Source organism: Streptomyces sp. NPDC046379 (assembly GCF_055587785.1).
Genome location: NZ_JBVJFP010000004.1, coordinates 185,136 through 208,600, shown reverse-complemented (window position 1 = coordinate 208,600; position 23,465 = coordinate 185,136). Strand labels below are relative to the sequence as shown.

Annotated in this window: 23 protein-coding genes and 1 pseudogene; 8 read left to right on the top strand and 16 right to left on the bottom strand. The window is 74.7% G+C overall.

The window, feature by feature from the left end; all coding sequences use genetic code 11:
- Nucleotides 1-152: 152 nt before the first annotated feature.
- From ACZ6KF_RS10030 to ACZ6KF_RS10010, 5 genes and pseudogenes are all read right to left on the bottom strand, one after another.
- Nucleotides 153-1,121: an acetylxylan esterase gene (locus ACZ6KF_RS10030; protein ID WP_356635058.1), complete on the bottom strand. Its 969-nt coding sequence runs from the start codon at nucleotides 1,119-1,121 to the stop codon at nucleotides 153-155.
- A gap of 102 nt (nucleotides 1,122-1,223) precedes the next feature.
- Nucleotides 1,224-1,439: a hypothetical protein gene (locus ACZ6KF_RS10025; protein ID WP_469238156.1), complete on the bottom strand. Its 216-nt coding sequence runs from the start codon at nucleotides 1,437-1,439 to the stop codon at nucleotides 1,224-1,226.
- Nucleotides 1,440-1,450: 11 nt separating this feature from the next.
- Nucleotides 1,451-1,804: pseudogene (locus ACZ6KF_RS10020) on the bottom strand (Rv1733c family protein); the annotation flags it as partial.
- Between the two features lie 94 nt (nucleotides 1,805-1,898).
- Complete coding sequence (locus ACZ6KF_RS10015) at nucleotides 1,899-2,663, bottom strand: ferredoxin reductase (protein WP_356635054.1); 765 nt, start codon at nucleotides 2,661-2,663, stop codon at nucleotides 1,899-1,901.
- Nucleotides 2,656-3,261, bottom strand: a complete 606-nt coding sequence (locus ACZ6KF_RS10010; protein WP_469237999.1) for a sulfite oxidase-like oxidoreductase — start codon at nucleotides 3,259-3,261, stop codon at nucleotides 2,656-2,658. Before ACZ6KF_RS10010 ends, ACZ6KF_RS10015 begins: the two co-directional genes overlap by 8 nt.
- Nucleotides 3,262-3,505: 244 nt before the next feature.
- Here ACZ6KF_RS10010 and ACZ6KF_RS10005 point away from each other — a divergent pair, with 244 nt between their 5' ends.
- A complete protein-coding gene (locus ACZ6KF_RS10005; RefSeq protein WP_469237997.1) occupies nucleotides 3,506-4,324 on the top strand; it encodes a putative protein N(5)-glutamine methyltransferase in 819 nt (272 codons plus the stop codon).
- 460 nt (nucleotides 4,325-4,784) lie between these two features.
- Here the strand turns inward: ACZ6KF_RS10005 and ACZ6KF_RS10000 are convergent, their stop codons facing one another.
- A complete protein-coding gene (locus tag ACZ6KF_RS10000) occupies nucleotides 4,785-6,881 on the bottom strand; it encodes a SpoIIE family protein phosphatase (RefSeq protein WP_469179002.1) in 2,097 nt (698 codons plus the stop codon).
- Nucleotides 6,882-7,267: 386 nt separating this feature from the next.
- Between ACZ6KF_RS10000 and ACZ6KF_RS09995 the strand changes: the two genes are divergently transcribed.
- The 4 genes from ACZ6KF_RS09995 (at nucleotide 7,268) to ACZ6KF_RS09980 (ending at nucleotide 11,426) form a co-directional block, all read left to right on the top strand.
- On the top strand, nucleotides 7,268-8,149 hold the full coding sequence (locus ACZ6KF_RS09995; RefSeq protein ID WP_356636368.1) for a hypothetical protein: 882 nt from the start codon (nucleotides 7,268-7,270) through the stop codon (nucleotides 8,147-8,149).
- Between the two features lie 143 nt (nucleotides 8,150-8,292).
- Complete coding sequence (locus ACZ6KF_RS09990; protein ID WP_356636366.1) at nucleotides 8,293-8,673, top strand: hypothetical protein; 381 nt, start codon at nucleotides 8,293-8,295, stop codon at nucleotides 8,671-8,673.
- A gap of 92 nt (nucleotides 8,674-8,765) precedes the next feature.
- Nucleotides 8,766-10,781 carry an FAD-dependent oxidoreductase gene (locus tag ACZ6KF_RS09985; RefSeq protein WP_469237995.1) on the top strand — a complete coding sequence of 672 codons (2,016 nt, stop codon included), beginning with the start codon at nucleotides 8,766-8,768 and terminating at the stop codon, nucleotides 10,779-10,781.
- Nucleotides 10,782-10,811: 30 nt separating this feature from the next.
- Complete coding sequence (locus tag ACZ6KF_RS09980) at nucleotides 10,812-11,426, top strand: PadR family transcriptional regulator (RefSeq protein ID WP_356636362.1); 615 nt, start codon at nucleotides 10,812-10,814, stop codon at nucleotides 11,424-11,426.
- 3 nt (nucleotides 11,427-11,429) lie between these two features.
- Here the strand turns inward: ACZ6KF_RS09980 and ACZ6KF_RS09975 are convergent, their stop codons facing one another.
- Entirely contained in the window at nucleotides 11,430-11,969 is a 540-nt protein-coding gene (locus ACZ6KF_RS09975; protein ID WP_469237993.1) for a hypothetical protein, read from the bottom strand.
- Nucleotides 11,970-12,138: 169 nt separating this feature from the next.
- Nucleotides 12,139-13,140, bottom strand: coding sequence for a fibronectin type III domain-containing protein (locus ACZ6KF_RS09970; protein WP_356636358.1), 1,002 nt, complete (start codon nucleotides 13,138-13,140; stop codon nucleotides 12,139-12,141).
- A 400-nt stretch (nucleotides 13,141-13,540) separates the two neighbouring features.
- On the opposite strand from ACZ6KF_RS09970, the gene ACZ6KF_RS09965 reads away from it, so the two are divergent.
- Nucleotides 13,541-14,371, top strand: a complete 831-nt coding sequence (locus ACZ6KF_RS09965; RefSeq protein WP_469237991.1) for a glycoside hydrolase family 75 protein — start codon at nucleotides 13,541-13,543, stop codon at nucleotides 14,369-14,371.
- Here the strand turns inward: ACZ6KF_RS09965 and ACZ6KF_RS09960 are convergent.
- The 3 genes from ACZ6KF_RS09960 to dhaK are packed head-to-tail and all read right to left on the bottom strand — an operon-like array spanning nucleotide 14,356 to nucleotide 16,457.
- The gene (locus ACZ6KF_RS09960; protein ID WP_356636354.1) at nucleotides 14,356-14,766 is read right to left on the bottom strand and encodes a PTS sugar transporter subunit IIA domain-containing protein; all 411 of its coding nucleotides are present in this window, start codon (nucleotides 14,764-14,766) and stop codon (nucleotides 14,356-14,358) included. The genes ACZ6KF_RS09965 and ACZ6KF_RS09960 overlap by 16 nt on opposite strands.
- Entirely contained in the window at nucleotides 14,759-15,415 is a 657-nt protein-coding gene (gene dhaL / locus ACZ6KF_RS09955; protein WP_469237989.1) for a dihydroxyacetone kinase subunit DhaL, read from the bottom strand. The genes ACZ6KF_RS09960 and dhaL overlap by 8 nt, the downstream gene beginning before the upstream one ends.
- Before the next feature lie 49 nt (nucleotides 15,416-15,464).
- Nucleotides 15,465-16,457, bottom strand: coding sequence for a dihydroxyacetone kinase subunit DhaK (gene dhaK, locus ACZ6KF_RS09950; protein ID WP_356636350.1), 993 nt, complete (start codon nucleotides 16,455-16,457; stop codon nucleotides 15,465-15,467).
- A gap of 143 nt (nucleotides 16,458-16,600) precedes the next feature.
- Between dhaK and ACZ6KF_RS09945 the strand changes: the two genes are divergently transcribed.
- Both ACZ6KF_RS09945 and ACZ6KF_RS09940 read left to right on the top strand, forming a co-directional pair.
- Nucleotides 16,601-16,825 (top strand): hypothetical protein, encoded by a 225-nt coding sequence (locus tag ACZ6KF_RS09945; RefSeq protein WP_469237987.1) that lies wholly within the window; start codon nucleotides 16,601-16,603, stop codon nucleotides 16,823-16,825.
- A 78-nt stretch (nucleotides 16,826-16,903) separates the two neighbouring features.
- Nucleotides 16,904-17,608: an antibiotic biosynthesis monooxygenase gene (locus tag ACZ6KF_RS09940; protein ID WP_469159349.1), complete on the top strand. Its 705-nt coding sequence runs from the start codon at nucleotides 16,904-16,906 to the stop codon at nucleotides 17,606-17,608.
- 264 nt (nucleotides 17,609-17,872) lie between these two features.
- Here ACZ6KF_RS09940 and ACZ6KF_RS09935 read toward each other — a convergent pair whose 3' ends face one another.
- Genes ACZ6KF_RS09935 through ACZ6KF_RS09915 form a run of 5 tightly spaced genes read right to left on the bottom strand, consistent with a single transcriptional unit; the run spans nucleotide 17,873 to nucleotide 23,444 of the window.
- Nucleotides 17,873-18,544: a TRM11 family SAM-dependent methyltransferase gene (locus ACZ6KF_RS09935; protein ID WP_469237985.1), complete on the bottom strand. Its 672-nt coding sequence runs from the start codon at nucleotides 18,542-18,544 to the stop codon at nucleotides 17,873-17,875.
- Nucleotides 18,545-18,549: 5 nt separating this feature from the next.
- On the bottom strand, nucleotides 18,550-19,815 hold the full coding sequence (locus ACZ6KF_RS09930) for an MFS transporter (RefSeq protein WP_356636344.1): 1,266 nt from the start codon (nucleotides 19,813-19,815) through the stop codon (nucleotides 18,550-18,552).
- Nucleotides 19,812-21,152, bottom strand: a complete 1,341-nt coding sequence (locus ACZ6KF_RS09925) for an ATP-grasp domain-containing protein (RefSeq protein ID WP_469237983.1) — start codon at nucleotides 21,150-21,152, stop codon at nucleotides 19,812-19,814. Before ACZ6KF_RS09925 ends, ACZ6KF_RS09930 begins: the two co-directional genes overlap by 4 nt.
- Nucleotides 21,149-22,450, bottom strand: a complete 1,302-nt coding sequence (locus ACZ6KF_RS09920; RefSeq protein ID WP_469159346.1) for an ATP-grasp domain-containing protein — start codon at nucleotides 22,448-22,450, stop codon at nucleotides 21,149-21,151. Before ACZ6KF_RS09920 ends, ACZ6KF_RS09925 begins: the two co-directional genes overlap by 4 nt.
- Nucleotides 22,440-23,444: a PLP-dependent cysteine synthase family protein gene (locus tag ACZ6KF_RS09915; protein ID WP_356636338.1), complete on the bottom strand. Its 1,005-nt coding sequence runs from the start codon at nucleotides 23,442-23,444 to the stop codon at nucleotides 22,440-22,442. Before ACZ6KF_RS09915 ends, ACZ6KF_RS09920 begins: the two co-directional genes overlap by 11 nt.
- Nucleotides 23,445-23,465 lie beyond the last annotated feature (21 nt).

Here is a 23,465-nt window from a genome sequence, read left to right as displayed (position 1 = left end):
CTCCCTCGTCTCTCGTCCGCCGTCCGTCGGCCGCACCGGTCCGCCGTGGCGCGCACCGGGCGCACCGAACGTACCGACTGGTCGGACTGGAGGGAAGTGGGCGGACGCCCCGGGACCGGCCGGCCGGGGGCGCCCCGCGGGATCCGCGGCGGTCAGATGTACGACCGCAGCCAGCGCATCCGCGCGGCCTCCTGGAAGGGGCCACCGCCCTCGTGGTCGTTGAACTCGTACACCTCGATCGCCTTCTCCTCGTGCGCCCAGGCGTTGAAGGCGGCGAAGACCGTGGACGGCGGGCAGGTCTGGTCCTCCAGCGCCGCCGAGAACAGGGCGGGCGCCCGGCCGCGCGCGGCGAAGTGCACGCCATCGAAGTACGACAGGGTGCGCTGCACCTCCGCGGTGCGGCCCCGGTGCGTCTTGAGGTAGAGGCCGACCTCCCGGTACGGGTGGCGGTCGGTCGTCGTCGTCGCGCGCGGGAAGTCGCACAGGAACGGCACGTCCGGCAGGACGGCGGTCAGGTCGGGGACGAGCCCGCCGACCGCGATCGAGATGCCGCCGCCCTGGCTCGCGCCGAGCGCCACCGTGCGAGACGCGTCGGCCAGGGGGTGCGAGCGGGCCGCCTCCACCGCGCGCACCGCGTCCGTGAACACCCGCCGGTAGTAGTAGTTCTCGGGCGCGTCGATGCCGCGCGTCATGAAACCGGGGTAGGAGGGGGCGCCGCCGACCGGGTCGGGGGTGCCGCCACCGCCGCCCCAGGCGCTGCCCTGGCCGCGGGTGTCCATCATGAAGTGAGCCCGGCCCGTCGACGCCCACAGCAGGTGTTCGTGCGGCAGCCCGCGCCCGCCGCCATAGCCGACGAACTCCACGACGAGCGGCAGCGGTTCCTCGGCCCCGGCGGGCAGCCGCAGCCAGCCCTTCACCGGGTGGCCGCCGTAACCGGCGAACGTCACGTCGAAGACCCGCACCGTGGACAGGCCCGTGTCGACGGGTTCGAACCGGGCGTCCAGGTCGAACGAGCGGGCCTCCTGGAGCGTCTTGGACCAGAAGGCGTCGAAGTCCTCGGGCTCCGTGGAGTCGCTGCGGTACTCGCGCAGTTCGTCGAGCGGGAGATCGAACAGGGCCATGGGTGACCGCCTTGTTGCGCAGGAGAGCTGGTAATGATCACACCGTACGTGTCCGCCGTGATCGATCGCCAGAGCCGACCACCTGGTGAGCGGACCGGCGGCTCAGACCCTGCGCGACCAGCCCGGCTCGACGCGGGCCCAGTCCCGATCCCACCCCCGCAGGCGACGCCGGTCCGCCGCCCGGCGCACGGCGGCGTGGACGAGCAGGACGACGAGGACCGTTCCCCCCGTCGTGGCGAGGGCCAGGCACAGGGTGTGCCGCCAGACCGCCGCCGCGTCCGCGGGCGGCGGCACCGCGCGGCCCGCGCGTCGAACCACACGTCGGCCCGGTCGCCCGCGCGGGTGCCCGCCGGGACCCGCGCCTCGCCCGTCCGGGCGCCACCGCCGGGCTCCGTCCAGCGCACGGTCGCCCGGTAGGCGTACCCCGGGCCGCCGTGCGACAGCGGCAGCGTCTCGGGTGCGCAGCCGGTCACCTCGGCGGTGACCCGCTGCCGCTCCGCCCGCTGGGCCGCCGCATGTGCCCGGGCGTCGCCGTACGCCCACCGGCCGACCGCCGCCCCGGCCCACGGGGCGCAGAGGAACAGCACAACGGCCACGGCCAGGACCGTCCACGCCTCGACGACGTCCGACCGGCGGCGCAGGGGGTTGGGCCGCCGACGCCGGCCGGGCGCCAGGGTCCGCATCCGCCGCCTCCTCGCCGCGCGTACGAGTGCCACACGACCTCGTACCCCGTCGAGGAGGCTTCCTGCACGGGCGCGGAAGGCGCTTCGGGGGTGTTCAGCCGAAGCGTTCGACGCGGATGCGGTCCACCGGCTGGCCGGCCGCGACCAGCAGCCGGGAGGCGTGCTCGGCGAACGCGTCGGACCCGCACACGTACGCCTCCCACCCGCCGGCCGGCGGCTCGGCCAGCAGCGGCGCGAGGTGCGAGGCCGCCAGCCTCCCCACCGGCACGCCCGGCGGGGCCGAGCGCGTGAACACGGGTGTGGTCTCCGCGCCGTACTCGCGCGCGAAGATCAGGTCCTGTGGGCTGCGCGCGGACACCAGCAGCCGCAGCGGCACGGACAGGGCGCGCGCCCGGTGGTGCCGGACCATCGACATCAGCGGTACGACGCCGGAGCCGCCGCCGATCAGCAGTGCGGGCCGGTCGCCGGGCCAGGCGAAGAAGCCGCTCACCGGGCCGCGCACCTCCAGGCGGTCGCCGGGCCGGGCCAGGGTGTGGAACCAGCCGGAGACCTCGCCGCCCTCGACGTGGTCCAGGGTCAGCTCGACGTGCCCGGAGTCGTCGGGCGCGGACGCGAGGGAGTAGTGGCGCTGGGCGGTGTAGCCGTCCTCGGCGGTCAGCCGCAGCAGCAGGTGCTGACCGGGCACATGCCCCGCCCAGCCGGGCACGGCGAGCCGGAACGTGGCCACGCGCGGGGTCTCGCGGCGGATCTCCGTGAGGGTGGCGGGCTGCCAGACGTTCGCCGTGGCGTTGCTCACCGCGATGCGGCCGGGCACCGCGAACCGGGTCGGCGGCGTGAAGGCCGCTGTCGTGTCAGTCACCGGAGTACCGCTCCTCCTCCCAGGGGTTGCCGCGCGCGTGGTAGCCGTTCTGCTCCCAGAAGCCCGGCTCGTCGTGGTCGAGGACGCGCAGGCCCGCGATCCACTTGGCGCTCTTCCAGAAGTACAGGTGCGGCACCAGCAGCCGCGCCGGGCCGCCGTGCTCCGGGGCGAGCGGCCGGCCGTCGTACTCCCAGACGATCCAGGCCCGGCCGCCGGTGAGGTCGGCCAGCGGCAGGTTGGTGGTGTAGCCAGTGTGGGAGTAGGCGACGGCGTGGGTCGCCTCCGGGAGCGGGCGGACCCGGTCCAGGAAGGCGTCCAGGGACACGCCGCCGAAGCGGACGCCGAACTTCGACCAGCTCGTCACGCAGTGGATGGCCCCCTCGTACGCCGACGCGGGCAGCTCGTGCGCCTGCGCCCAGTCCCAGGTGCGCTCCTGTTCGACCAGGCCGTCGACGCGGAACGTCCAGTCGGCGGGCGCCAGCTCGGGAGTGACCTCGGCGGACAGGACGGGCCAGTCGTCGCCCGCGTCGTACTGCCCGGGCGGCAGCCCCGGGTCGTGGACGCGCGGGCGCCCGGTGAAGCCTCGGGTGACGTTCATGCGGGCGGTGCCTCCAGCGGTGGTTACTCCTTCAACCGTAACGGGCGGTGGGGCGACCGCCCGCGGCGGCGTCCCGCTGGGATAGGGTGGCCGCCGGCCGTGGTCGGTCCCGGCCGCAGGAACCGAGGAGGTGAGTCCCGTTACCGCTGTGTCAGGTCGGGTGCTCTCCCCTCGCGACGGCGCGGGTCGCCGGCAGTAGGCGACCGCGGGAGCGCCCTTCGGATTCCGGAAGGCCTTCGGCTGCATGTCCCTCACTTCGCCACCCTCTCCCCCCTCCACCTCGCCCTCCTGCCGTGCCTCGGTGGCCGCCGCACTGCGCGCCGCCGGCTGCGTCTTCGCCGACGACGAGGCCGAGCTGATCCTCTCCGCCGCCCGCACCCCGGACGAGGCCGCCGCCATGACGGCCCGCCGCGGCGCCGGGCTGCCGCTCGAACTCGTCATCGGCTGGGCCGAGTTCCGGGGGCTGAGGATCACCGTGGAGCCCGGCGTCTTCGTGCCCCGCCGCCGCACCGAGTTCCTCGTCGAGCAGGCCCTGGCCCTCGCCCCGGACGCCTCCGTCGTCGTCGACCTGTGCTGCGGCTCCGGAGCGGTGGGCGCCGCCCTGGCCGCCGCGCTCGGCCCCGTCGAACTCCACGCCGCCGACATCGACCCCGTCGCGGTCGAGTGCGCCCGCCGCAACATCGCCGGGCACGGAGGACGGGTGCACCGGGGCGACCTGTACGAGGCGCTCCCCGGCGAGCTGCGCGGGCGCGTCGGCATCCTCGCGGCGAACGTGCCCTACGTCCCCACGGCCGAGGTCGGCCTGCTGCCCGCCGAGGCCCGCGAGCACGAGCCGCTCACCGCCCTCGACGGCGGCGCCGACGGCCTCGACGTGCTCCGCCGCGTGGCCTCGGACGCCGCGGCCTGGCTCGCCCCCGGTGGCTGCCTCCTGACGGAGACCGGCGAACGGCAGGCCCCGGCGGTGCTGGACGCCTTCGCCCGGGCGGGGCTGACCCCGCGCCTGGCGGTCTCGGAGGAGCTGTACGCGCATGTGGTGAGCGGGCGGAAGGGGGCGGGCGGCTGAGCGGGAGGACAGCGAGGGATCACGGGCCGCTCGCAGTCCGCCGGAGGCGCGGGCGGACGCTGGACGGCCGGCGACCGACCGTGGGCCGGGCCGGGGCTGCCGGGCCCTCGGGGGGCGACACGGACGTGCTGCGCCCGGCCCCGGCCCTGCGAGCAGCGGGCGCGGGGCGTGGCGGCCCGGCCGGGCTGCCCGGGCCGTGCGCGGCCCGGGCAGGTGGAGCGCCGGCGCTCCACCTGCCGCATCCGTCCGGCTCCGGCCCGGGCCGCGCACCCGCGTGAGGAACCCACGGGACAACCGCCGCCGTCCGCTGCCGTCCGCCGATCGAGCCGCCGGACGCCCGCCCGGTGCACCGAGGGGGCCAGTGGGTCGAGTCCGTGGGCTAGGCCCCGCCGGACGGGCGGAACCCGGCTGCGGAGGAACCGGCGGGCGGCCCGGCTCCCCGGGTCGCCCGCCACCGTGCCTACCCCTCGGCCGTCCCGCCGCACGCGTACCGCGCGCGGGCGATCAGCAGGGCCACGTCGTCGTGGTTGTCCGGGTGGTGGAGCGTGCGCACCAGCAGGTCGCAGGTCTCGTCCAGGGGGCGGGCCGGGTCGTCGAGGAGAGCCAGCAGGGCCGCCAGGCGTTCGTCCAGGGAGTGGCGCCGGGTCTCCACCAGCCCGTCGGTGTACAGGACCAGCTCGTCGCCCGGCGCCAGGTCGAACACGGCGGTCGAGAAGGCCACGCCGCCCACGCCCAGCGGCGCCCCGCTCGGCAGGTCCAGCAGCTCGGAGCCCCGCCCCGGGCGCACGAGGACGGGCGGCAGATGGCCCGCGTTGGCGATCCGGATCTGCCGCAGCGCGGGGTCGTGGACGGCGTACAGACAGGTCGCGATGAAGTGGTCCAGGCCCTCGGTGATCCGGTCCAGATGGGTGAGGAGCAACGCCGGATCGAGGTCGAGCGAGGCGAGGGTGTTGGTCGCGGTGCGCAGCCGGCCCATCGTCGCCGCGGCGGTGATGCCGCTGCCCATGACGTCGCCGACGACCAGCGCGGTCTTGCCGCCGCCCAGCGGGATCACGTCGAACCAGTCGCCGCCGACCTCGGTGGCGGCGCCGGCGGGCTGGTAGCGGGAGGCGACCTCGAGGCCGCCGGTGACGGGCGGGTGGCTGGGCAGCAGGCTGCGCTGCAGGGTGAGGGCGGTGTCGCGGGCGTGCCGGTACCAGCGGGCGTTGTCGATCTGCACGGCCGCGCGGGACGCCAGTTCCCGGGCGAGCAGGACGTCGTCCTCGTCGAAGGGCAGCGGGTTGCCGGTGCGGGCCAGGTCCAGCGCGCCCAGCACCTCGCCGCGGGCGATGAGCGGGACGGCGAGATAGGAGTGGACGCCCGCGCGGGCGAGTTGCTCGGCGGCCTCGGGGGAGCGGGCGATGCGGGCCAGGTCCGCCGGCTCCACCCGCGCCACCAGGACCGGCCGGCCGGTGCGCACGCACTCGGTGACGAGCCGGTCGGGACCGTAGCGGGCCACCTGCCCCGGCGGGTCGGCCGCCTGCGCGGCGTTCGGCGCCCCGGGCGCCCGGACCGCCAGGGCGCGGATCACCGCGGGCTCCGTGGGGCCCAGGCTGCTGCGCCGGCCCGCCAGCACGGCGTCCAGCACGTCCACGGCGGCCATGTCGGCCAGTTCGGGCACGGCGACGTCGGCGAGTTCGCTCGCGGTGCGCTCCAGGTCCAGGGTGGTGCCGATGCGGGCCGAGGCGTCCGCGATCAGCGACAGCCGTCTGCGCGCGGTCTCCGCCTCGATGGCGGCCCGGTAGGGCCCGGTGACGTCCAGGATCGAGGCGGCCACCCCGAGCACCCTCCCGTGGGCGTCCTCCAGCCGGTACAGGGAGACCGACCAGGCGTGGTCGGTGCGCGGGTCGGCGGCGGTGCGTCCGACGACGGACAGGTCGAGCACCGGCTCCCCGGTCTCCAGCACCTCGCGGGCCCGTGCCTCCAGCGCCCCGGCCTCCACCATCGGCACCACCTCGCGCACCGAGCGCCCGATGTGCTCCTCGGCCGGGCGGCCGTTGATCCGCTCCAGCGCCGGGTTGACCGACACGTACCGCAGTTGCGTGTCCAGCACGGCCAGCCCCATCGGCGACTGCGCGATCATCCGGGTCGACAGCGCGACGTCCTGCTCCAGCCGGCGCACGGTCGACAGGTCGGCGGCGAGGCCCAGCGCGTAGACGTTGCCGCGGTCGTCCAGCAGCCGCATGTTGCGGAACTCCACCAGCCGCGTACTGCCGTCCTTGCGACGCACCGGGAACGCCCCGGCCCACTGCCGACCGGTGGCCATGACGTCGGCGAACAGCTCCCTGACGAGGCCGAGGTGCTCCTCGTGCACCATCACCCGGGCGGCGTAACGGCCCAGCGCCTCGTCCGCCGGGTAGCCGAACAGGTCCTCCGCCTGGGGGCTCCACAGCACGATGCGGCCCTTGGCGTCGAGCATCACCGAGGCCACGCCGAGCACGTCGAGCAGGCTGCTCGGCCGCACCGGCGCACGGCCCGGCCGGTCCTCGCCGGCCGGGGAAGGCCCCGCCTCGCCCATCGCACGCACCGCCTTCGCGCCCTCGCCGGTCCTCACGGCACGCCCGTCCCGTGCCCGCTCCCCGGCCGTACGGCGCTCCGCCTGCCGGCCGGCGCGCCGCAGCCGTCCACCTCCACCATCCCTCACCACGGCCGGACCCGTCGGCCGGAGCGGTCCCGGAAGCCCTCCGCGGGACGACGAGGGCGACGACGAGGGCGACGGAGGGGCGGCGGCAGAGCGAGTGCGGGGGTCCGTGCCTGCCGCGGCGACCGTGACGGCGCGGCGGCGACGCCGGGTCACCAGGCCGACAGCCCCCGTTCCTCTATTGGTCTGTACATGACTACGGGCTCGGGCCAGACTGTTCCGCCGAGCGCGTCACCTCACCCCCCACCGAGGAGCAGACACCCATGCCTCTGCGCACCCGGCCGCGTCCCCACACCCTGCTGACCGGCCTCGCCGCCTTCGCCCTCGCCGTCGCCGGCGTCCTGTCCGCCGCGCCCTCCGCCGCCGCGGCCGACGTCTGGACCGAGGTCGGCTCCGACCGCGCCGACCCGCTGACCGAGAGCCAGGGCCTGACGTCCGTGGAGGTCCCGGCCGGCAGCCCCAACCGCTACACCGGCATCGGCACCATCCCCTTCGGGGTGAGCACCCGCGGCTGGAACCACGTCGGCGACCCGGACGCCGCCCATTCGGGCCACTACATCGAGCCGTACCAGCGCGACTCGGGCACCACCAAGATGTTCCGGGTGCAGGCGCCGGGCGGCGCCTGGTCGGAGTACGTCCACTCGCTCGGCCCCGGCGAGGCGCTGAACAACTCCTGGGTCGCCATCACGCCCGGCGGCCAGTGGATGCTCGCCGGCGAGTACGGCACCATGAACCGGCTCCTGGTCTTCCCGACCCCCGGCGTCAACCCGGCGACCTCGCCCTCGGCGAACCTGCCGCAGGTCTCCACGGTCCGCCTCGACCACGACGTCCGCGACGTGCAGGGCTGCGACTTCACCTCGCCCACCCGGCTGCTGTGCTCCTCCGACGACCCGGCGGGCACGCTGTTCGGGATGACCAAGCCGCTGCTCCAGATCGACCTGTCCGCCGAGCCGAGCGGCGCCGGCGACGTCACCGGCCACGTCACCGCCCTGCGCCGGCTCCCGCTGCGCAGTGGCTGCTCCGGCGCCTTCGAGTCGGAGGGCGTCGACTACGACCGCCGTACCGGCACCCTGCGCGTGATCGTCCTGTCGCCGGGCTTCTGTCTCCTCACGGACAGCAAGACCTACCGGTTCACCCGCGGCTGACCCGCTGGGCGGCGTACCGCTCCTCTCGGGTCCGCTCGGTGCTGTACATCCCGGAATGTGGTGGTTTTCTGGGAGGTGCGGCGCGGTGTCCCGGGGGAACCCGCCGGGGTACCGCAAGCGCGGCATGAGAGGAGCAGCCAACGATGGACAGCGAGCGCACGCACGAGGGATCCGTCTCCGTGGAGCTGAGCGGATGCAGCAAGGAGGACGCCCGGATCGTCTTCGACGCCCTGTGCCGGCACTTCGACTCCGACCGGTGCTCCGACGACGTACCGCAGGAGTGGCACGACACCCGGCCGACGGTCTGGCTCGGCACCTTCGACGTCTCCGACGTCTCCGACGCCGGCGGGAGCGGCGGCTCACCCGCCCGGCTGAACGCCTCGGTCGAGGCCGAGGTGCAGGGCGGCTACTGGGCGATCGACCGGTTCCGCACCACGCTGGACTCCCTGTTCAGGGTGGAGGACCTCAGCACGGCCTCCGGCGACCAGGAGCGCGAACTGCACGTACGGCTGGAGAGCCGCTGACGCCGGCGCCGGGCGGCCCCTTGTGCAACTAGTTGCATAAACCGTGCGCGGTCCTCTACAACTACGGGGACGACACCGCGCACGGAGGGGCCATGAGCCGTTACCCGCATTTGCTGAGCCCGCTCGACCTGGGCTTCACCACCCTGCCCAACCGCGTCCTGATGGGCTCCATGCACGTCGGCCTGGAGGAGGCCGACGGCGGCTTCGCGCGCATGGCCGCGTTCTACGCCGCCCGCGCGCGCGGGGGAGTGGGCCTGATCGTCACCGGCGGCATCGCCCCCAACGACGAGGGACGCCCCTACGAGGGCGGCGCCAGGCTCACCACCGAGGCGGAGGCCGAGCGGCACCGCGGCGTCACCGAGGCCGTGCACCGCGAGGGCGGCCGGATCGCGATGCAGATTCTGCACTTCGGGCGTTACGCCTACCACCGCGACCTGGTCGCCCCCAGCCCCCTCCAGGCGCCGATCAGCCCCCATGTGCCGCGCGAGCTGACCGACGCCGAGGTCGAGCGGACCGTCGACGACTACGTCCGCGCCGCCCGCCTGGCCCGCTCCGCCGGCTACGACGGCGTCGAGATCATGGGCTCCGAGGGCTACCTGATCAACGAGTTCGTCGCCGCGCGGACCAACCACCGCACCGACCGCTGGGGCGGCTCCTACGAGAACCGCACGCGCTTCCCGGTCGAGATCGTCCGGCGGGTGCGCGAGGCGGTCGGCGAGGACTTCATCCTCATCTACCGGCTGTCCATGCTGGACCTCGTCCCGGGCGGCTCGACCCTGCCCGAGGTGATCGCCCTCGCCAAGGCCGTCGAGGCCGCCGGGGCGACCATCATCAACACCGGCATCGGCTGGCACGAGGCCCGTATCCCGACCATCGCCACCTCCGTCCCGCGCGGCGCCTACACCTGGGTCACCAAGCGGCTGATGGGCGAGGTCTCGGTGCCGCTGGTGGCCACCAACCGCATCAACACCCCCGACCTCGCGGAGGAACTGCTCGCCGCCGGGCACGCGGACATGGTCTCCATGGCCCGCCCGATGCTCGCCGATCCCGACTTCGTCGCCAAGGCCGCGGCCGGGCGCCCCGAGGCCATCAACACCTGCATCGGCTGCAACCAGGCCTGCCTCGACCACACCTTCAGCGGGCAGATCACCTCCTGCCTGGTCAACCCGCGCGCCTGCCACGAGACCGAGCTGGTGCTGTCCCCGACCCGGCGGCGCAGGCACGTCGCGGTCGTCGGCGCGGGCCCCGCCGGCCTCGCGTGCGCCGTCTCCGCCGCCGAGCGCGGCCACGCGGTGACCCTGTTCGACGCGGCCGACGAGATCGGCGGCCAGCTCAACGTCGCCCGCAAGGTTCCCGGCAAGCAGGAGTTCGACGAGACCCTGCGCTACTTCCGCCACCGGCTCGACGCGCACGGCGTCGACGTACGCCTCGGCACGCGCGTCACCGCGGCGGACGTGACCGGCTTCGACGAGGTCGTCGTCGCCACCGGCGTCACCCCCCGCACTCCCGACATCCCCGGCGTCGACCATCCGAGCGTGCTGGGCTACCTCGACGTCCTGCGCGACGGCGCGCCCGTCGGCGACCGCGTCGCGATCCTCGGCGCCGGCGGCATCGGATTCGACGTCGCCGAGTACCTCACCGACGGCGGCGACCGGGCGCACCTCGACCCGGCGACGTACTTCCGCCAGTGGGGCGTCGACATGGACTACCGTGCGCCCGGCGGCCTCACCGACCCCGAGCGGCCCGCGCCGCCGCGCACCGTCCACCTGCTCCAGCGCAAGGCCACCAAGGTCGGCGCGGGCCTCGGCAGGACCACCGGCTGGATCCACCGCGCCGAGCTGAAGCACCGCGGCGTCGCCATGGTCCCGGGCGTGCGCTACGACCGCATCGACGACGCCGGGCTCCATGTCACCGTCGACGGCGAGAGCACGGTCCTGGAGGTCGACACCGTCGTGCTGTGCACCGGCCAGGAGCCGCGCCGGGACCTGTACGACGAGCTGCTCGCCGCCGGGCGCAGCGTGCACCTGATCGGCGGCGCCGACGTGGCCGCCGAGCTGGACGCCAAGCGGGCGATCAAGCAGGGCACGGAACTGGCGGCGGCCCTGTAGGGGGCCGCGGCGCGTCCCTAGGATGGCCGCATGTCACTCCCGCACGCGATCCTCACCGCCCTGCTCGAGAAGCCGTCGTCGGGGCTGGAGCTGACCCGCCGCTTCGACAAGTCGATCGGCTACTTCTGGTCGGCGACGCATCAGCAGATCTATCGCGAGCTGGGAAGACTGGAGGCCGACGGCCTGATCCGCGCCCTGCCCGCGGCGCAGCCGGCCCGCGGGCAGAAGAAGAGCTACGAGGTCCTGCCCGCGGGCCGCGCCGAACTGGCCCGCTGGACCGCCGAGTCCCAGGACCCCAGGCCTCAGCGCGACCCCTTGCTGCTGCGGCTGCGGGCCGCGGCGGTCGTCGGCACCGACGGCCTGGAGGCCGACCTGCGCCGCCATCTCGACCTGCACCGCCGTCAGCTGACGACCTACCAGGAGATCGAGCGGCGCGACTTCCCGCCCGGCAAGGACGGCCCCGAGGACCGGCTGCGTCACCTCGTCCTGCGGGCGGGCATCGACCTGGAAACCTTCTGGACGCGGTGGCTCACCCACGCGGTGCAGGAATTCGCCGACCTGCCCGGGCCGAAACCGGCCGACGGGGCCGGACCGAAGCCGGGCGACCACGCCGGCGAAGCCGCGGGGCCCGCCGCACGGTCGTAGGGCTCACAGGCGGTACGGCTTCGAGCGGCGGCGCAGGAACCAGGCCGCCGCGAGGATGCCGGAGCCGGCCAGCACGCCGCCCGCCACCAGCGTGACGGTGCCGTAGTCCTCGGTGGCGCCGCCGACGCCGCCCATCACCCCGCGGGAGGGCGAGGCCGTGGCGGTCGGGGTCCGGGTGGCGGGCGCGGAGGAGACGATGACGGACTGGGTGCCCGCCGTGGTGTTGTTGGAGCACTGGACGATGACCGTGTAGGTGCCGGGGCCGACGCTCGACCAGGCGGCCGACTGGAGGCCGCTCGTGCCCGACAGCGCCACCTGACGGCCCTGTGCGAAGCTCGACTGGCCGCTGCTCAGCAGCGAGGCGGTGCCCCAGCTGCCCCCGATCTGCGTGCAGGCGCTGGTCGTCACCGACACCGTGGAGCCGCTGGTGCTCACCGAGATCCCGGAGACCGCGGAGGCCGGCGGGGAGGCCAGGACGAACGGCAGCGCGGCGGCGGCTGCGACGGGCAGCCCGGCGCGGCGGAATGACTGAAAATCAGGCATGGGACTGTCCTCCGGCGGCACGGTTGGCGGTACATCCCTTGCGCCGCCGAGGGTCGGGGAACGCCCGTGCTGCCTTCAGGGGCAGCCAATGTCCCCCCGTCCCGTCCCGCACCCGGACCGCAGCCGTGCGGGTGACGGATTGCCCCCTTCGGGGGAAGCGCCCGCCCGGCTACGGTCGTTCGCCGGCACCCGTCGTCACGGTGCGCTCCGGAGTGAAGCCGCCCCAGGTCCCGTCCGGCAGCTTGGCCCGGACACGCACCCGGTGGCGCACCCCGTCCTCGCGTCCCACGTAGAAGCTGTGCTCCGCCCGCCCGCGCGGCGGCGTCCCGCCCCATACCAGCGAGGTGGCCGCAGCCCCGTCGAGCTGGATCTGGTACTCGGTGATCACCCCGTCCGTGCGGGGCGGCGTCCAGGACAGTTCGAGGTAGTACGCCCCGTCGGCGCGGCGGACCCCCGCGCGGAACCCCGTCGGAGCGGTGTCCCGCCCGTCCCCCGCGCCCGGCGGGGTGGTCAGCCGGACGGCCGTGCTGGCCGGTGACACGTTGTCCGCGGCGTCCCGCGCGCGGACGGTGAACGCGTAGCGCGTGCCCGGCCGCAGCCCTGTGACGACCGCCGCGGTCTGCCCGCCGCCCACGCTGTGCACCTTCGTCGCGCCCTGGTAGACGTCGTACGACGCCACGCCCCGGTCGTCCGTCGAGGCGGTCCAGGACAGCTGTGCGGCACGGCTGCCGGCCGCCCGCCCCCGCGCTCCGCCCGGCCGGGAGGGCGGCGAGACGTCCGCCGCGACCGCCGCCGGCGTCGTGGCGCGCACCGCGCGGCTGCTCGGCCCGAGCCGGCCGTCGGCGTCGCGGGCGCGGACCGTGAAGACGTACGCGGTGGCGGGCTTCAGCCGGGTCACGTCGACCATGTGCTCGTCGCCGGGCACCTCCTTCACCTTCTCGCGGCCCCGGTACACCTCGTAGCGGTCGACCTCCGGGCCGAGCGCGTTCCACATGACGTGGACCGTGGTGGCGCTGCCCGCCTGGGCGGTGACCCCCGTGGGCGCACCCGGCGGCGCGGGCTCGGCGCCGTCGGCCCGCCCGCCCCAGCCGCAGGACGTGAGCAGCACGAGCGCACCGCAGACGAGGGCGGCGGTGGCGGGCGGCGGGAGAGGGACGGGGGCGCGTCGCACGGCTCGGCCTCCACGGGGACGGGCGGACACGGACGGGGGGCGGAAGGAGCGGAATGGGCGGCCTCCGCATTGGTCCGGACCAATATGGCCACACTGTCACGCTCACATCAAGAGGGCGGATGTGCGGAACCTGCCGCACCGTTACGTATGCTGAAGACCTCACGGCCGAACTCACCGTCGGATACGGGGAGTTCGTGCCGATGGCGCGGACCGCTGTCGTCGCTGATCCCGCGCCGGCCCGGGTGGCCGGGAGGACGGAGCCGCCGCAGGCCCGTCTCCCGGTCACTGGCGGACGCCCGCGAACATGCACCATCCGGCCCTGCCCCGCCGCCGCGATGATCGGCACATCATCGGTTTGACTGGGTTCCCGTCCGTGACGCCCAGGAGAGAGTGCCTCATCGTGCGTGTCCCCTCCCTCACGCTGGCCGCGGCGAGCGCCGCCTTGCTCGCCCCGGCGACGCCGCCTCCCGCCCCCGTCCCGGCCGCCCCGCCCGAGGCGGCCGCCCGTGCCGCCGGGCACGAACGGCCGCATCTCCCCCGTGAACACCTCGTCCGCGCCGCCGACGTCGGGCGCGGTGATCGCTCGGGGCGGGACGGCGAACCTCCGAAGAAACGTTCCGTCACCGCTGCGGACCTCCTCGCCCGGGTCCGTGACTGCGACCCCGTCTCGAACGGCCTCTATCGCACCGACGCCGGCCGGCCCGCCACCGTTCCCGTCTGCGGGACCCCGGAGGCCGTCCACTGGAAGGCCGACATGGACATCGACTGCGACGGCAGGCCCGGTCCCCGCTGCAACAGCCGCACGGACCCGTACTTCTCCGCCGGCACGTCCTCCGCGCAGTCCGACGGCCGCCCGCTCGACGCCGAGACCCTGCCCTTCGTCGTCGTGCCCGCGCCGAGCGGCGTCTGGAACCACCGCGACGACGCCGTGCGCGGCGGCTCGGTCGCCGCGCTCGTCTACCGCGACCGGGTGCGCTACGCCGTCGTCGGCGACACCGGCCCGGCCGACGTCATCGGCGAGGCCTCCTACGCCGCCGCCGAGGCACTCGGCATCCCCGCCGACCCGCACGCCGGCGGCACGGATTCCGGCGTCACCTACATCGTTTTCAAGGACTCCGAGGCCGATCCGATCGAGAGCCGGGAGGCCGCGGAGACGCAGGGGGAGCGGCTGGCGCGCGCGTTCGTCGACGGCGGCCGTCCCGCTCCCCCCGAGACTCAGACCTTCCGGTAGGCGTACGCCTCCCCGGCTGCCGCCGCCACCGCGTCCAGGTCGGCGCCCGCCGCGGCCGTGACCACCGCGGCGACGGCGCCCTCCACGAAGGGGGCGTCCACCAGCCGGGTCCCCGCCGGGAGTTCGTCGCCCTCCGCGAGCAGCGCCTTCACCGTCAGGACGGCGCTGCCGAGGTCGGTGAGGACGGCGACGCCCGCGCCGCGGTCGACGGACGCGGCCGCCGCGGAGATCAGCTCCGCGCTCGTGCCGAGCCCTCCGTCCCCGGTGCCGCCCGCCGCCGCCACGGGCACCGCCGCGCCGCCGCCCGCGAGCGCCTTCGCCAGGTCGGCGACCGACGCGGCGACCTGCGCGCTGTGCGACACCAGCACGATCCCGACCATCGTCCCGTCACTCATCGTCCGCCTCCTCGTCACCGGCGCTCCCGCCCGCAGCCTCGGCGCCCGTGCTCCCGCCCGCAGCCTCGGCGAGCCCCGCGATCAGCAGGGCCGCCGACGTCGCGCCGGGGTCCTGGTGGCCCATGCTGCGTTCCCCGAGATAGCTCGCCCGTCCCTTGCGGGCCTGCAACGGCGTCGTCGCCAGCGCGCCCCGCTCGGCCGCCGCCCGCGCCGCGTCGAACGACTCACCGAGCGCGTCCACCGCCGGCGCCAGCGCGTCGATCATCGTCTTGTCGCCCGGCGCCGCCCCGCCGAGCTGCATCACCGCGTCCACGCCCGCCCGCAGCGCCTCGGCGAACTGCTCCGCCCCGACCTCGGGGGCGTCCCCGAGGGCCTTGCCGGTCCGGCGAAGCAGCGTCCCGTACAGCGGGCCCGACGCGCCGCCCACGGTCGAGATCAGCAGCCGCCCGGCCAGCGTCAGCACCGCACCGGGCGTGCCGGGCGGCTCCTTCTCCAGGGCGGCGCGCACCGCGGCGAACCCGCGCCGCAGATTGCTGCCGTGGTCGGCGTCGCCGATGGGCGAGTCGAGGGCGGTGAGCCGCTCCGCCTCACGCTCCACGGACGCGGCGGTCGCCGTCATCCAGCGGCGGAAGAAGTCGGCGTCGAGCACAGGAACTCCTCGCGTGGTAGGTACTCGTGAACCCATGACCGGGGCGACCTCACATGCCCCGGCGCAGGGCCGGCGTGCGCACCGGCGCGTCCCACAGCCGCAGCAGCTCCTCGTCGACCTGGCACAGGGTGACCGAGGCGCCCGACATGTCGAGGGAGGTGACGTAGTTGCCGACGAGGGTGCGGGCGACGGCGACCCGGCGCTCGGCCAGCACCCGCTGCACCTCGGCGTTGAAGCCGTACAGCTCCAGCAGGGGCGTCGCACCCATGCCGTTGACCAGGACCAGGACGGGGCTGCGGGGATTGAGGTCCTCCAGGACCGCGTCCACCGCGAAGTCGGCGATCTCCCGCGAGGTCATCATCGCCCGCCGCTCCCGGCCCGGCTCGCCGTGGATGCCGACGCCCAACTCCAGCTCGCCCGGCGGCAGATCGAAGGTCGGGCTGCCCTTGGCGGGCGTGGAGCAGGCGTCCAGCGCCACGCCGAAGCTGCGCGCATTGGCGTTCACCTGGCGGGCGACGGCCTCCACCCTTTCCAGCGGCTGCCCCTCCTCGGCCGCCGCCCCCGCGATCTTCTCCACGAACAGGGTCGCCCCCGTGCCGCGCCGGCCCGCCGTGTAGAGACTGTCGTCCACCGCGACGTCGTCGTCCACCAGGACCTTGGCGACCCGGATGCCCTCGTCCTCGGCGAGTTCGGCCGCCATGTCGAAGTTGAGGACGTCGCCGGTGTAGTTCTTCACCACGAAGAGCACCCCGGCCCCGCTGTCCACGGCCGCCGCGGCACGCACCATCTGGTCGGGCACGGGCGAGGTGAACACCTCACCCGGACAGGCCGCCGACAGCATCCCGGGGCCCACGAACCCGCCGTGCAACGGCTCGTGTCCCGAGCCCCCACCGGAAACCAGCGCCACCTTCCCGGCGACGGGCGCGTCCCGCCGTACGATCACCCGGTTCTCCACGTCCACGGTCAGCTCGGGATGGGCGGCCGCCATCCCCCGCAGCGCGTCGGCGACCACGGTCTCCGGGACGTTGATCAGCATCTTCACTGGTTTCTCCTAGAGGACTCGGCAGGCAAGCGGTCCACCTGCGCGTCATAACGGCTCAGAGTGACTGTGGGCAGTTTTTCATCTCGGGAGCCCGCAACTGCGGCTGACGACGATGCGCAGCCGAACGCGGACTCGAGGTCGCCGTGATCTTCGCGTCCATGCTCGCCCACTGCGGGGAACCGCGCGCCGTGCCCGTCGTCGACGCCGAGGTGCCCGCGCCGCCGGCGCCGATCCCCGCGCCGGCCGAGAACCCGGCGCCGCGGGGGGTGCCGGCCCACTGCGGGCGGCCCTTCGGTCAAGTGCGGTCCGACGGCGGGGCGGTGCCGACGAGCGCGGTGGCCGCCGGGCAGCCGTACCCCGCGGTCTGATGTCCGGGCTTGACCTCAACCGCGGTCGAGGTCCGACGGTGGTGTCTGAACCGAACGATCACGATCGACGGAGGACGCATGACCCGACGTACCGACACCCATCCCGACCTCGGCCGGCCGGACGTCCGGGCGCCCTTCTTCAGTACCTGGCGTGTCGCCGGTCCCTCGCGGCAGCGGCAGGCCGTCGAGGCCATCGCCCGGGCCTGGGAGCGCCGCCCCTGGCCCGCCCGCGACCTGCGGGGCTACCACGTCTACACCGGCCACGACGGCAGCACCCTGCTGCACCACTCGCAGTGGGCGAGCGAGGAGGCGTACGAGGCGTTCGCGAAGACCCAACGGCAGGAGCGCGTCGACGAGATCGACACGGCCGTGCCCGGCATCGAACGGCTGCGCCTGGGGCGGTACCGCCACTACCGCAGCACCCCCCGTCGGGACACCGCCCCGCCGGTCCCGGGGTGCGTCGTCGTCGTGGACGTCGAGTTCGACGGACCCGACCCCGAGCGGCAGCGCGCCTGGGTGGACGCGGTCTTCGAAGCCCTGGCGAGCGAGCCCGAGCCCGCCCCCGGGGGCATCTCCGCCCACTTCCACCTCGGCACCGACGGCACGCGCGTCCTCAACTACGCCGAGTGGGAGAGCGCCCAGACCCACATCGACGCCCTCGCCGCACCGGGGGACGGCATCGGCTCGGCCACGGCGCAGTGGGCGCGGGTGCGAAACTGGCCCGGTCTGATGAGCAGTTCGGTGGCCCGCTACGACCACGCGCTCGGCCTCGTGCCCGACTGATCCCCGGGCCGGCGCGGACGCGTGCGCGGCGCGGACACGCCCGCCCGCCTCAACGCGGCCCCGCCGACCGGCGTACGCGCGGCGGGGCCGCCGCCAAGTCGCCGAACCGTCCCGGTCGCATCCTCATGGCGATATCCGGACACGCGGCGGAGCACGAGGATGTGCCCGGCGGGACAGGGGCGGTTGCCGCCGGGGCCGGATGCCGGCCGGGCCGGGGTGCGTACGCCGCCGCCTACCGCGCGGCGCCGGCCGGCCCGGCGGACGTCACTTCTGAGCCATCAGCAGGTACTCGTGCGACCGGTTGGTGCGCATCGGGTCGTCGTCGTCCTTGACGGGCCAGTCGTAGAGGTGGACCCGCTCGTCGCCCAGGGTCAGATGACGGCCCAGCACCCGTGCCGCGTCCCAGGCCAGCGGCACGAACCGGTCCGCGATCCGCCGGTTCTGCACGGCGACGACCGCGTAGGCTCCCGGCCGAATCACCCCGGCGATGGCCGCGAAGCACTCGTCGAGCGCCTCCAGATAGACGTCGTAGTCGCGCAGCGCGTACATCTGGCCCGGGTCGGGCGACGCGAGGTCCAGGTTCGTGCCGAAGTACGGCAGATCGCACAGGACCAGGTCCACCGTGCCCGGGTCGAGCGGCGGCCTGCGGGCGTCGCCGCAGAGCATGCGCTGCTCCGGATACCGGGCGACGCGCTGCCGCGCCTCCTCCGCCCGGGCGGGGTTGATCTCGATGCCGACGCCGCGCCGGCCCTCGGCCGCGCAGGCCACCAGCGTGGTGCCCCAGCCCGCGAACGGGTCGAAGACCAGGTCGCCGGGCTTCGTCAGCTCCGTGATCAGCGGCCGCAACTGGCTGACGAGACCGCTCTGTCCCGCGGCCCCCTCCTGGGCGAACTCCGGGTCCTCGTCGCCGAGCACCCGCCAACTGGACATCCCCATCAGGGTCACGCAACCTTTCTGGTGGAACTGGTGGTGGAGCCGGCCGGCCCGGCGTCGGGCAGCACGGTGTGCACGGCGGCCGGCGGCAGGCTCTTCTCCAGCCGCAGCACACCCAGCGCGGAGCCCGCCGTGGCCGCCGCGAGCAGCAGCCACATCCCGGTCGCCGACAACGACAGCAGGGCCGTGAGCACGGTGGGCGCGAGCGCGATCGGCACCGCCCACGACAGCTGGTAGACCGCCAGGTGACGGCCGCGGGTCTCCTCCGGCGCGGCCTGCGCGACCAGCGCGGAGGCCGTCGCGCCGTGCAGCAGCTCGCCCGCGGTGAAGGCGGCGGTCGCCGCGAACACGCCCGCGATCAGCGCCGCCCCGGTCGACAGCCCGCTCAGCACGGCGAAGACGACGAACGACAGCGCGAAGACGACCGCCCCGAGCGCCACCGCGCGCGTCCTGCGGTACCCGACCAGCATCCGGGTCACCGGGATCTGCAGCAGCGCGATGCCGACCGTGTTCACCGCGTACAGGACGCCCACCAGCGAGACGGGCGCGTCCAGTTCGCGGGTCAGGTACACCGGCAGGGCCACGGACAGCACCATGTAGGCGAACGCCGTCGGAATGTTCAGCAGCGTCAGGCCGAGGAACGGGCGGTTGCGCGCCACCATCCGGTAGCCGCCCCTGCGGGAGACCCGGGGGCCGGCCGTCCCCGCCGACGCCCCGGCGGGAATGGTGCCCAGCAGCGCGGCCGACAGCAGATAGCCGGCGGCGGCCCCGAGCACCACGAAGTAGAAGCCGGACTCGTCCAGCGCCAGTGCGGCGCCCGCGAGGAGACCGCCCACGCCCATGCCGGCGTTGCGCAGACTGCGCTGCAGGGCGAGCAGCTTGTCCCGGTCGGTCCCCTGGACGATGTCCGCCACGAACGACTGGATCGCCGGCGGATACGAGGTGTCGCCGAGGGCGACCGGCAGCATCACCGCGAACATGACCGCGCCGTTGTCGACCAGGGGATAGGCGCAGAACGCCGCGGCGCGCAGCAGGTAGCCGCCGACCAGCACCGCGCGGGCGCCGAAGCGGTCGATGAGCACGCCGGCGACCGGGTTGCTCACCAGACCGATCACCGAGGCGGCCGTCACGATGGCGCCGACCTGGGTCAGCGGCAGCCCGGTGACGTGGTGGAAGTACAGCAGCGACAGCGGCAGGTACATGCCGCTGCCGGTCGCGTCGACGACCATGCCGAGCATGTACTTGGCACGGACGGACGACAGCTTGCCCTTCACGGCGTCTCCCTGGTGCTCTCGGCCCCGGCACGGTCCTGCGGCAGCGGCACGATCTTCGTCTCGGCGATGATCCGGTCGCCGAGGGCGCGCAGTCGGCGCTCGCACTCGACACGGGTCGGGGCCGAGCCCACCGCCGCGGTGAGGAAGTCGGCGGAGCCCGCGGCCGGGGCGATCACCTGCCCCTCCTCGGCGAACAGCCAGAAGCCCTTCACCCACTCCTCGTCCGGGACGGCGGGCAGCGAGCGCACCAGTCCGGGCCGCTTCATCGTGAGCACCTGACCGGACATGCAGCGAGGCCGCAGCGGCGCCCCGTCGCCCGGCACGCCCTCGATCGCGGGCAGCGGGAGACCGGCCTCGGCCCGGGTCACGTGCACGGCGAGCCGGATGCCGAAGAGGGTCTCGAACACCTCCCGGATCTTTGCGCCGCCCGACCGGCCCGCGATCTCGCACAGCACGAGCCGGTCGTCGGGCGTGTGGAAGACCTCGGCGTGGAAGGCGTGGGTGCGCAGCCGGGAGCCCTCGGGTTTGAGTGCGGCCAGGGTCCGCTCGATCAGCGCCAGCAGCCGCGGGGTGAGCGGGTCGTCCACGTCCAGGGTCAGATCGACCCGCGGACCGGGGTCGGCCCCGAACGAGGCCAGGTCGTACTGGTACTGCGACGGCCAGGCGGCGACCGTACGGCCGTCCACCACCAGGCCGTCGACATGGCACATCCGCCCGGGCACGTACGCCTCGACCAGCAGGTCGTCGCGCGAGCCGTCGCCGTAGGCCTCGGCGAGGCACGCCTGAAGCTCGTCGCGGTCGGCGAGGATGCGCAGTCCGACGGAGTTGTAGCCCGACCGGTGCTTGAGCACGACCGGGAACCCGTGCCGTTCGGCGAAGTCGCGGGCCTGCGCGGCGGTGCCCGCCACGGTGTGCGGGGCGACCTCGATGCCTGCCTGCCCGGCCAGCCGCTTCATCAGCGCCTTGTCGCGGAACGGGGCGACGTCGGCGCTCCACGCCCCGTCGAGGCCGAGCCGCTCGCGCAGTTCGGCCGCCAGGGCGACGTCCGCCTCGTGGTGGGCGACGACATGGGTGACGCCGTGCTCCTCGGCGAGGGCGAGCGCGCGCTCCGGCACCGCCTCGTCGTCGAGGGTGTCGAAGAGTTCGAGGCGGGTGAAGCCGTGCCCGGCGCCGTCCGGCGGTTCCTCGCCGGCCAGCCGGATCTTGTCGCGGGCGGCGAGGACGACGACGTCGCCGCGGTAGGGCTCGCCCCCGTCGAGGCCGGGCACGTCGCCGTCCAGCCACGCCCGGTACGGGAACGGGCCGAAGGGGTTGCGGTGCAGGATCAGAACGCTCATGCCTCGATCACCGTCCGGTCGCTCACCGGGGCGGCCTCGGCCAGGCCCGGCCGGCCGTCCGCGTCCTTCACCCGCACCTTCACCACGCCGCCGATGAGTTCGGCGCCGCGCCGGACGGCCGCGGCGGTGTCCTCGCCGGTCACGGCGACCAGGCCCAGCCGGTCCCAGTTGTCCCGCAGCGGACGCACCGTCTCGCCGGGCCTGGCGCCGACGCGCACCGCGAGCACGTCGGGCAGCGCCTCCGCCTCGGCCACGCCCTCCACCGACTCCACGATGTCGCCGGGCCGGCCCACCAGCGACCGCACGGCCGCCGCGCCGCGCGGCTCGGGCCGCTCCGGCAGCTCCTCGGCCAGCCCGAACGGCGCGGCGAGGGCGAGCGTGACGGTGTCGATGCCGTAGACGCTGTGCACCAGGTCGGTGATGCCGTCGCCGGCGATCCGGTTGTGGCTCTCGATGACGCGGGGGCCGCGCGAGCCGATCCGTATCTCGGTGTGGCAGACGCCGTCGCGGATGCCGAGCCGCTCCAGGAACCCGACGACGGCCTCGCGGACCTGGGCGTCGACCGCCGGGGAGATCCGGGCGGGCACCGCGTGCCCCAGTTCGGCGAAGTGCGCGGGGTCGGTGAACTTCTCGGTGATCGCGACGACGACGTGGCGCCCCGCCGAGCTGAACGACTCCACGCTGTACTCGGGGCCGTCGAGGTACTCCTCCATCAGGAAGTCCTGCAGCAGCATCAGCGTGGAGACCCGGTCCGTCCTGGTCCCCGACAGCCGCTGGACCGCCTCCCACACCCGGTCGGCGTCGCCGGGCCCCTCCAGGCGGTGCACGCCGATGCTGGCGGTGGCGTCGGTCGGCTTCACGATGAAGGGGTAGCCGCACTCCTGCCCGAAGGCGTCCAGGTCCCGGCGCTCGCGCAGCGGCCGGGCGCGTACCGCGTCGGGGTCCAGGGCGGCCAGGTGCTCGCGCATCACCACCTTGTCGCGGAAGCGCCGGGTCACCTCGTAACCGGTGCCGCCGAGTCGGAACAGGTCGTTGACGCGGGCCGCGTTCTCCAGGCCCGGCTCGGTGATCGAGGTCGCGGCGGCGAACCCGGGGGAGTCCCACAGGCGCCGGACGATCGGCTCCACGAGGTCCCAGCGCGTGTAGTCCACGACCTCCACGAGGTCGGCGAGGCGCTCCTGCTCGGCGCTGACCTTGGTGGGATGCTGCAGCAGCAGGACGTGCAGCCCCAACCGCTTCGCCTTGGCGACGGTTTCGTCGGTGGCGCCGACGAGCAGCAGCGAACGCTCAGGATTCATGGGTCCGTTCCGATCCGTTTCCGGCCTCCGGGGACTCCGGGGCCTCGGGAGTTTCCCGGACCTCCGGCCACCAGCTGAGGTAGCGCTCGCCGGAGTCGGGGAAGACGGTGACCACCGTGGCGCCGGCCAGGTCGTGCCGGCGGGCCAGCTCCACACAGCCGTACGCGGCGGCGCCCGCGGAGATGCCGACCAGCAGCCCGGTGGAGGCGGCGATGGCGCGGGTGGTGGCCGCGGCGTCCTCGTCGTCCACGACGATCACCTCGTCGACGGCCGCCACGTCGGTGACCGGGCTGGTGAACCCGCCGTTGAGGCCGGGGATGCGGTGCGGTCCCGGCTCACCGCCCGACAGCAGGGGCGAGCCCGCGGGCTCCACCGCCACGACCCGCAGCCGCGGGTTCCGCTCCCGGAGACAGTGCGCGATGCCGGTCAGGGTGCCGCCGGTGCCGACGCCGCACACCAGGTAATCGACGCGGCCCCCGGTGTCCCGCCAGATCTCCGGGCCCGTCGTCTCGTAGTGGGCGCGCGGGTTGGCCGCGTTCAGGTGCTGGCCCGCGTACCAGGAACCGGGGGTGTCGGCGTGCAGCTTCTCGGCGCGCTCCACGCAGCCGGCGAAACCGAGGGTGTGGTCGGTGAACTCGACCTCGGCGCCCAGCATCCGCAGCGTCAGCACACGCTCCATGGAGGCGTTGTCCGGCAGCACGATCCGGCACGCGTAGCCCCGCGCGGCGGCCAGGCCGGCCAGTGCGATGCCGGTGTTGCCCGAGGTGGACTCGATCACCGTGCCGCCGGGCCGCAGCTCGCCCGACTCCTCGGCGGCGCGCAGCATGTAGAGGGCGGCCCGGTCCTTGATGCTGGACAGCGGGTTGGCCGCCTCCAGCTTGGCCAGCACCCGCGCGTCGGCGGGCAGCCCGGCCAGGCTCAGCCGCAGCATCGGGGTGTTGCCCACGAGTTCGTCGAGCGAGCCGACGACACGGCCGGCGGATGATGGGGTCACGGGGCCCTCCGGATCGGGTTC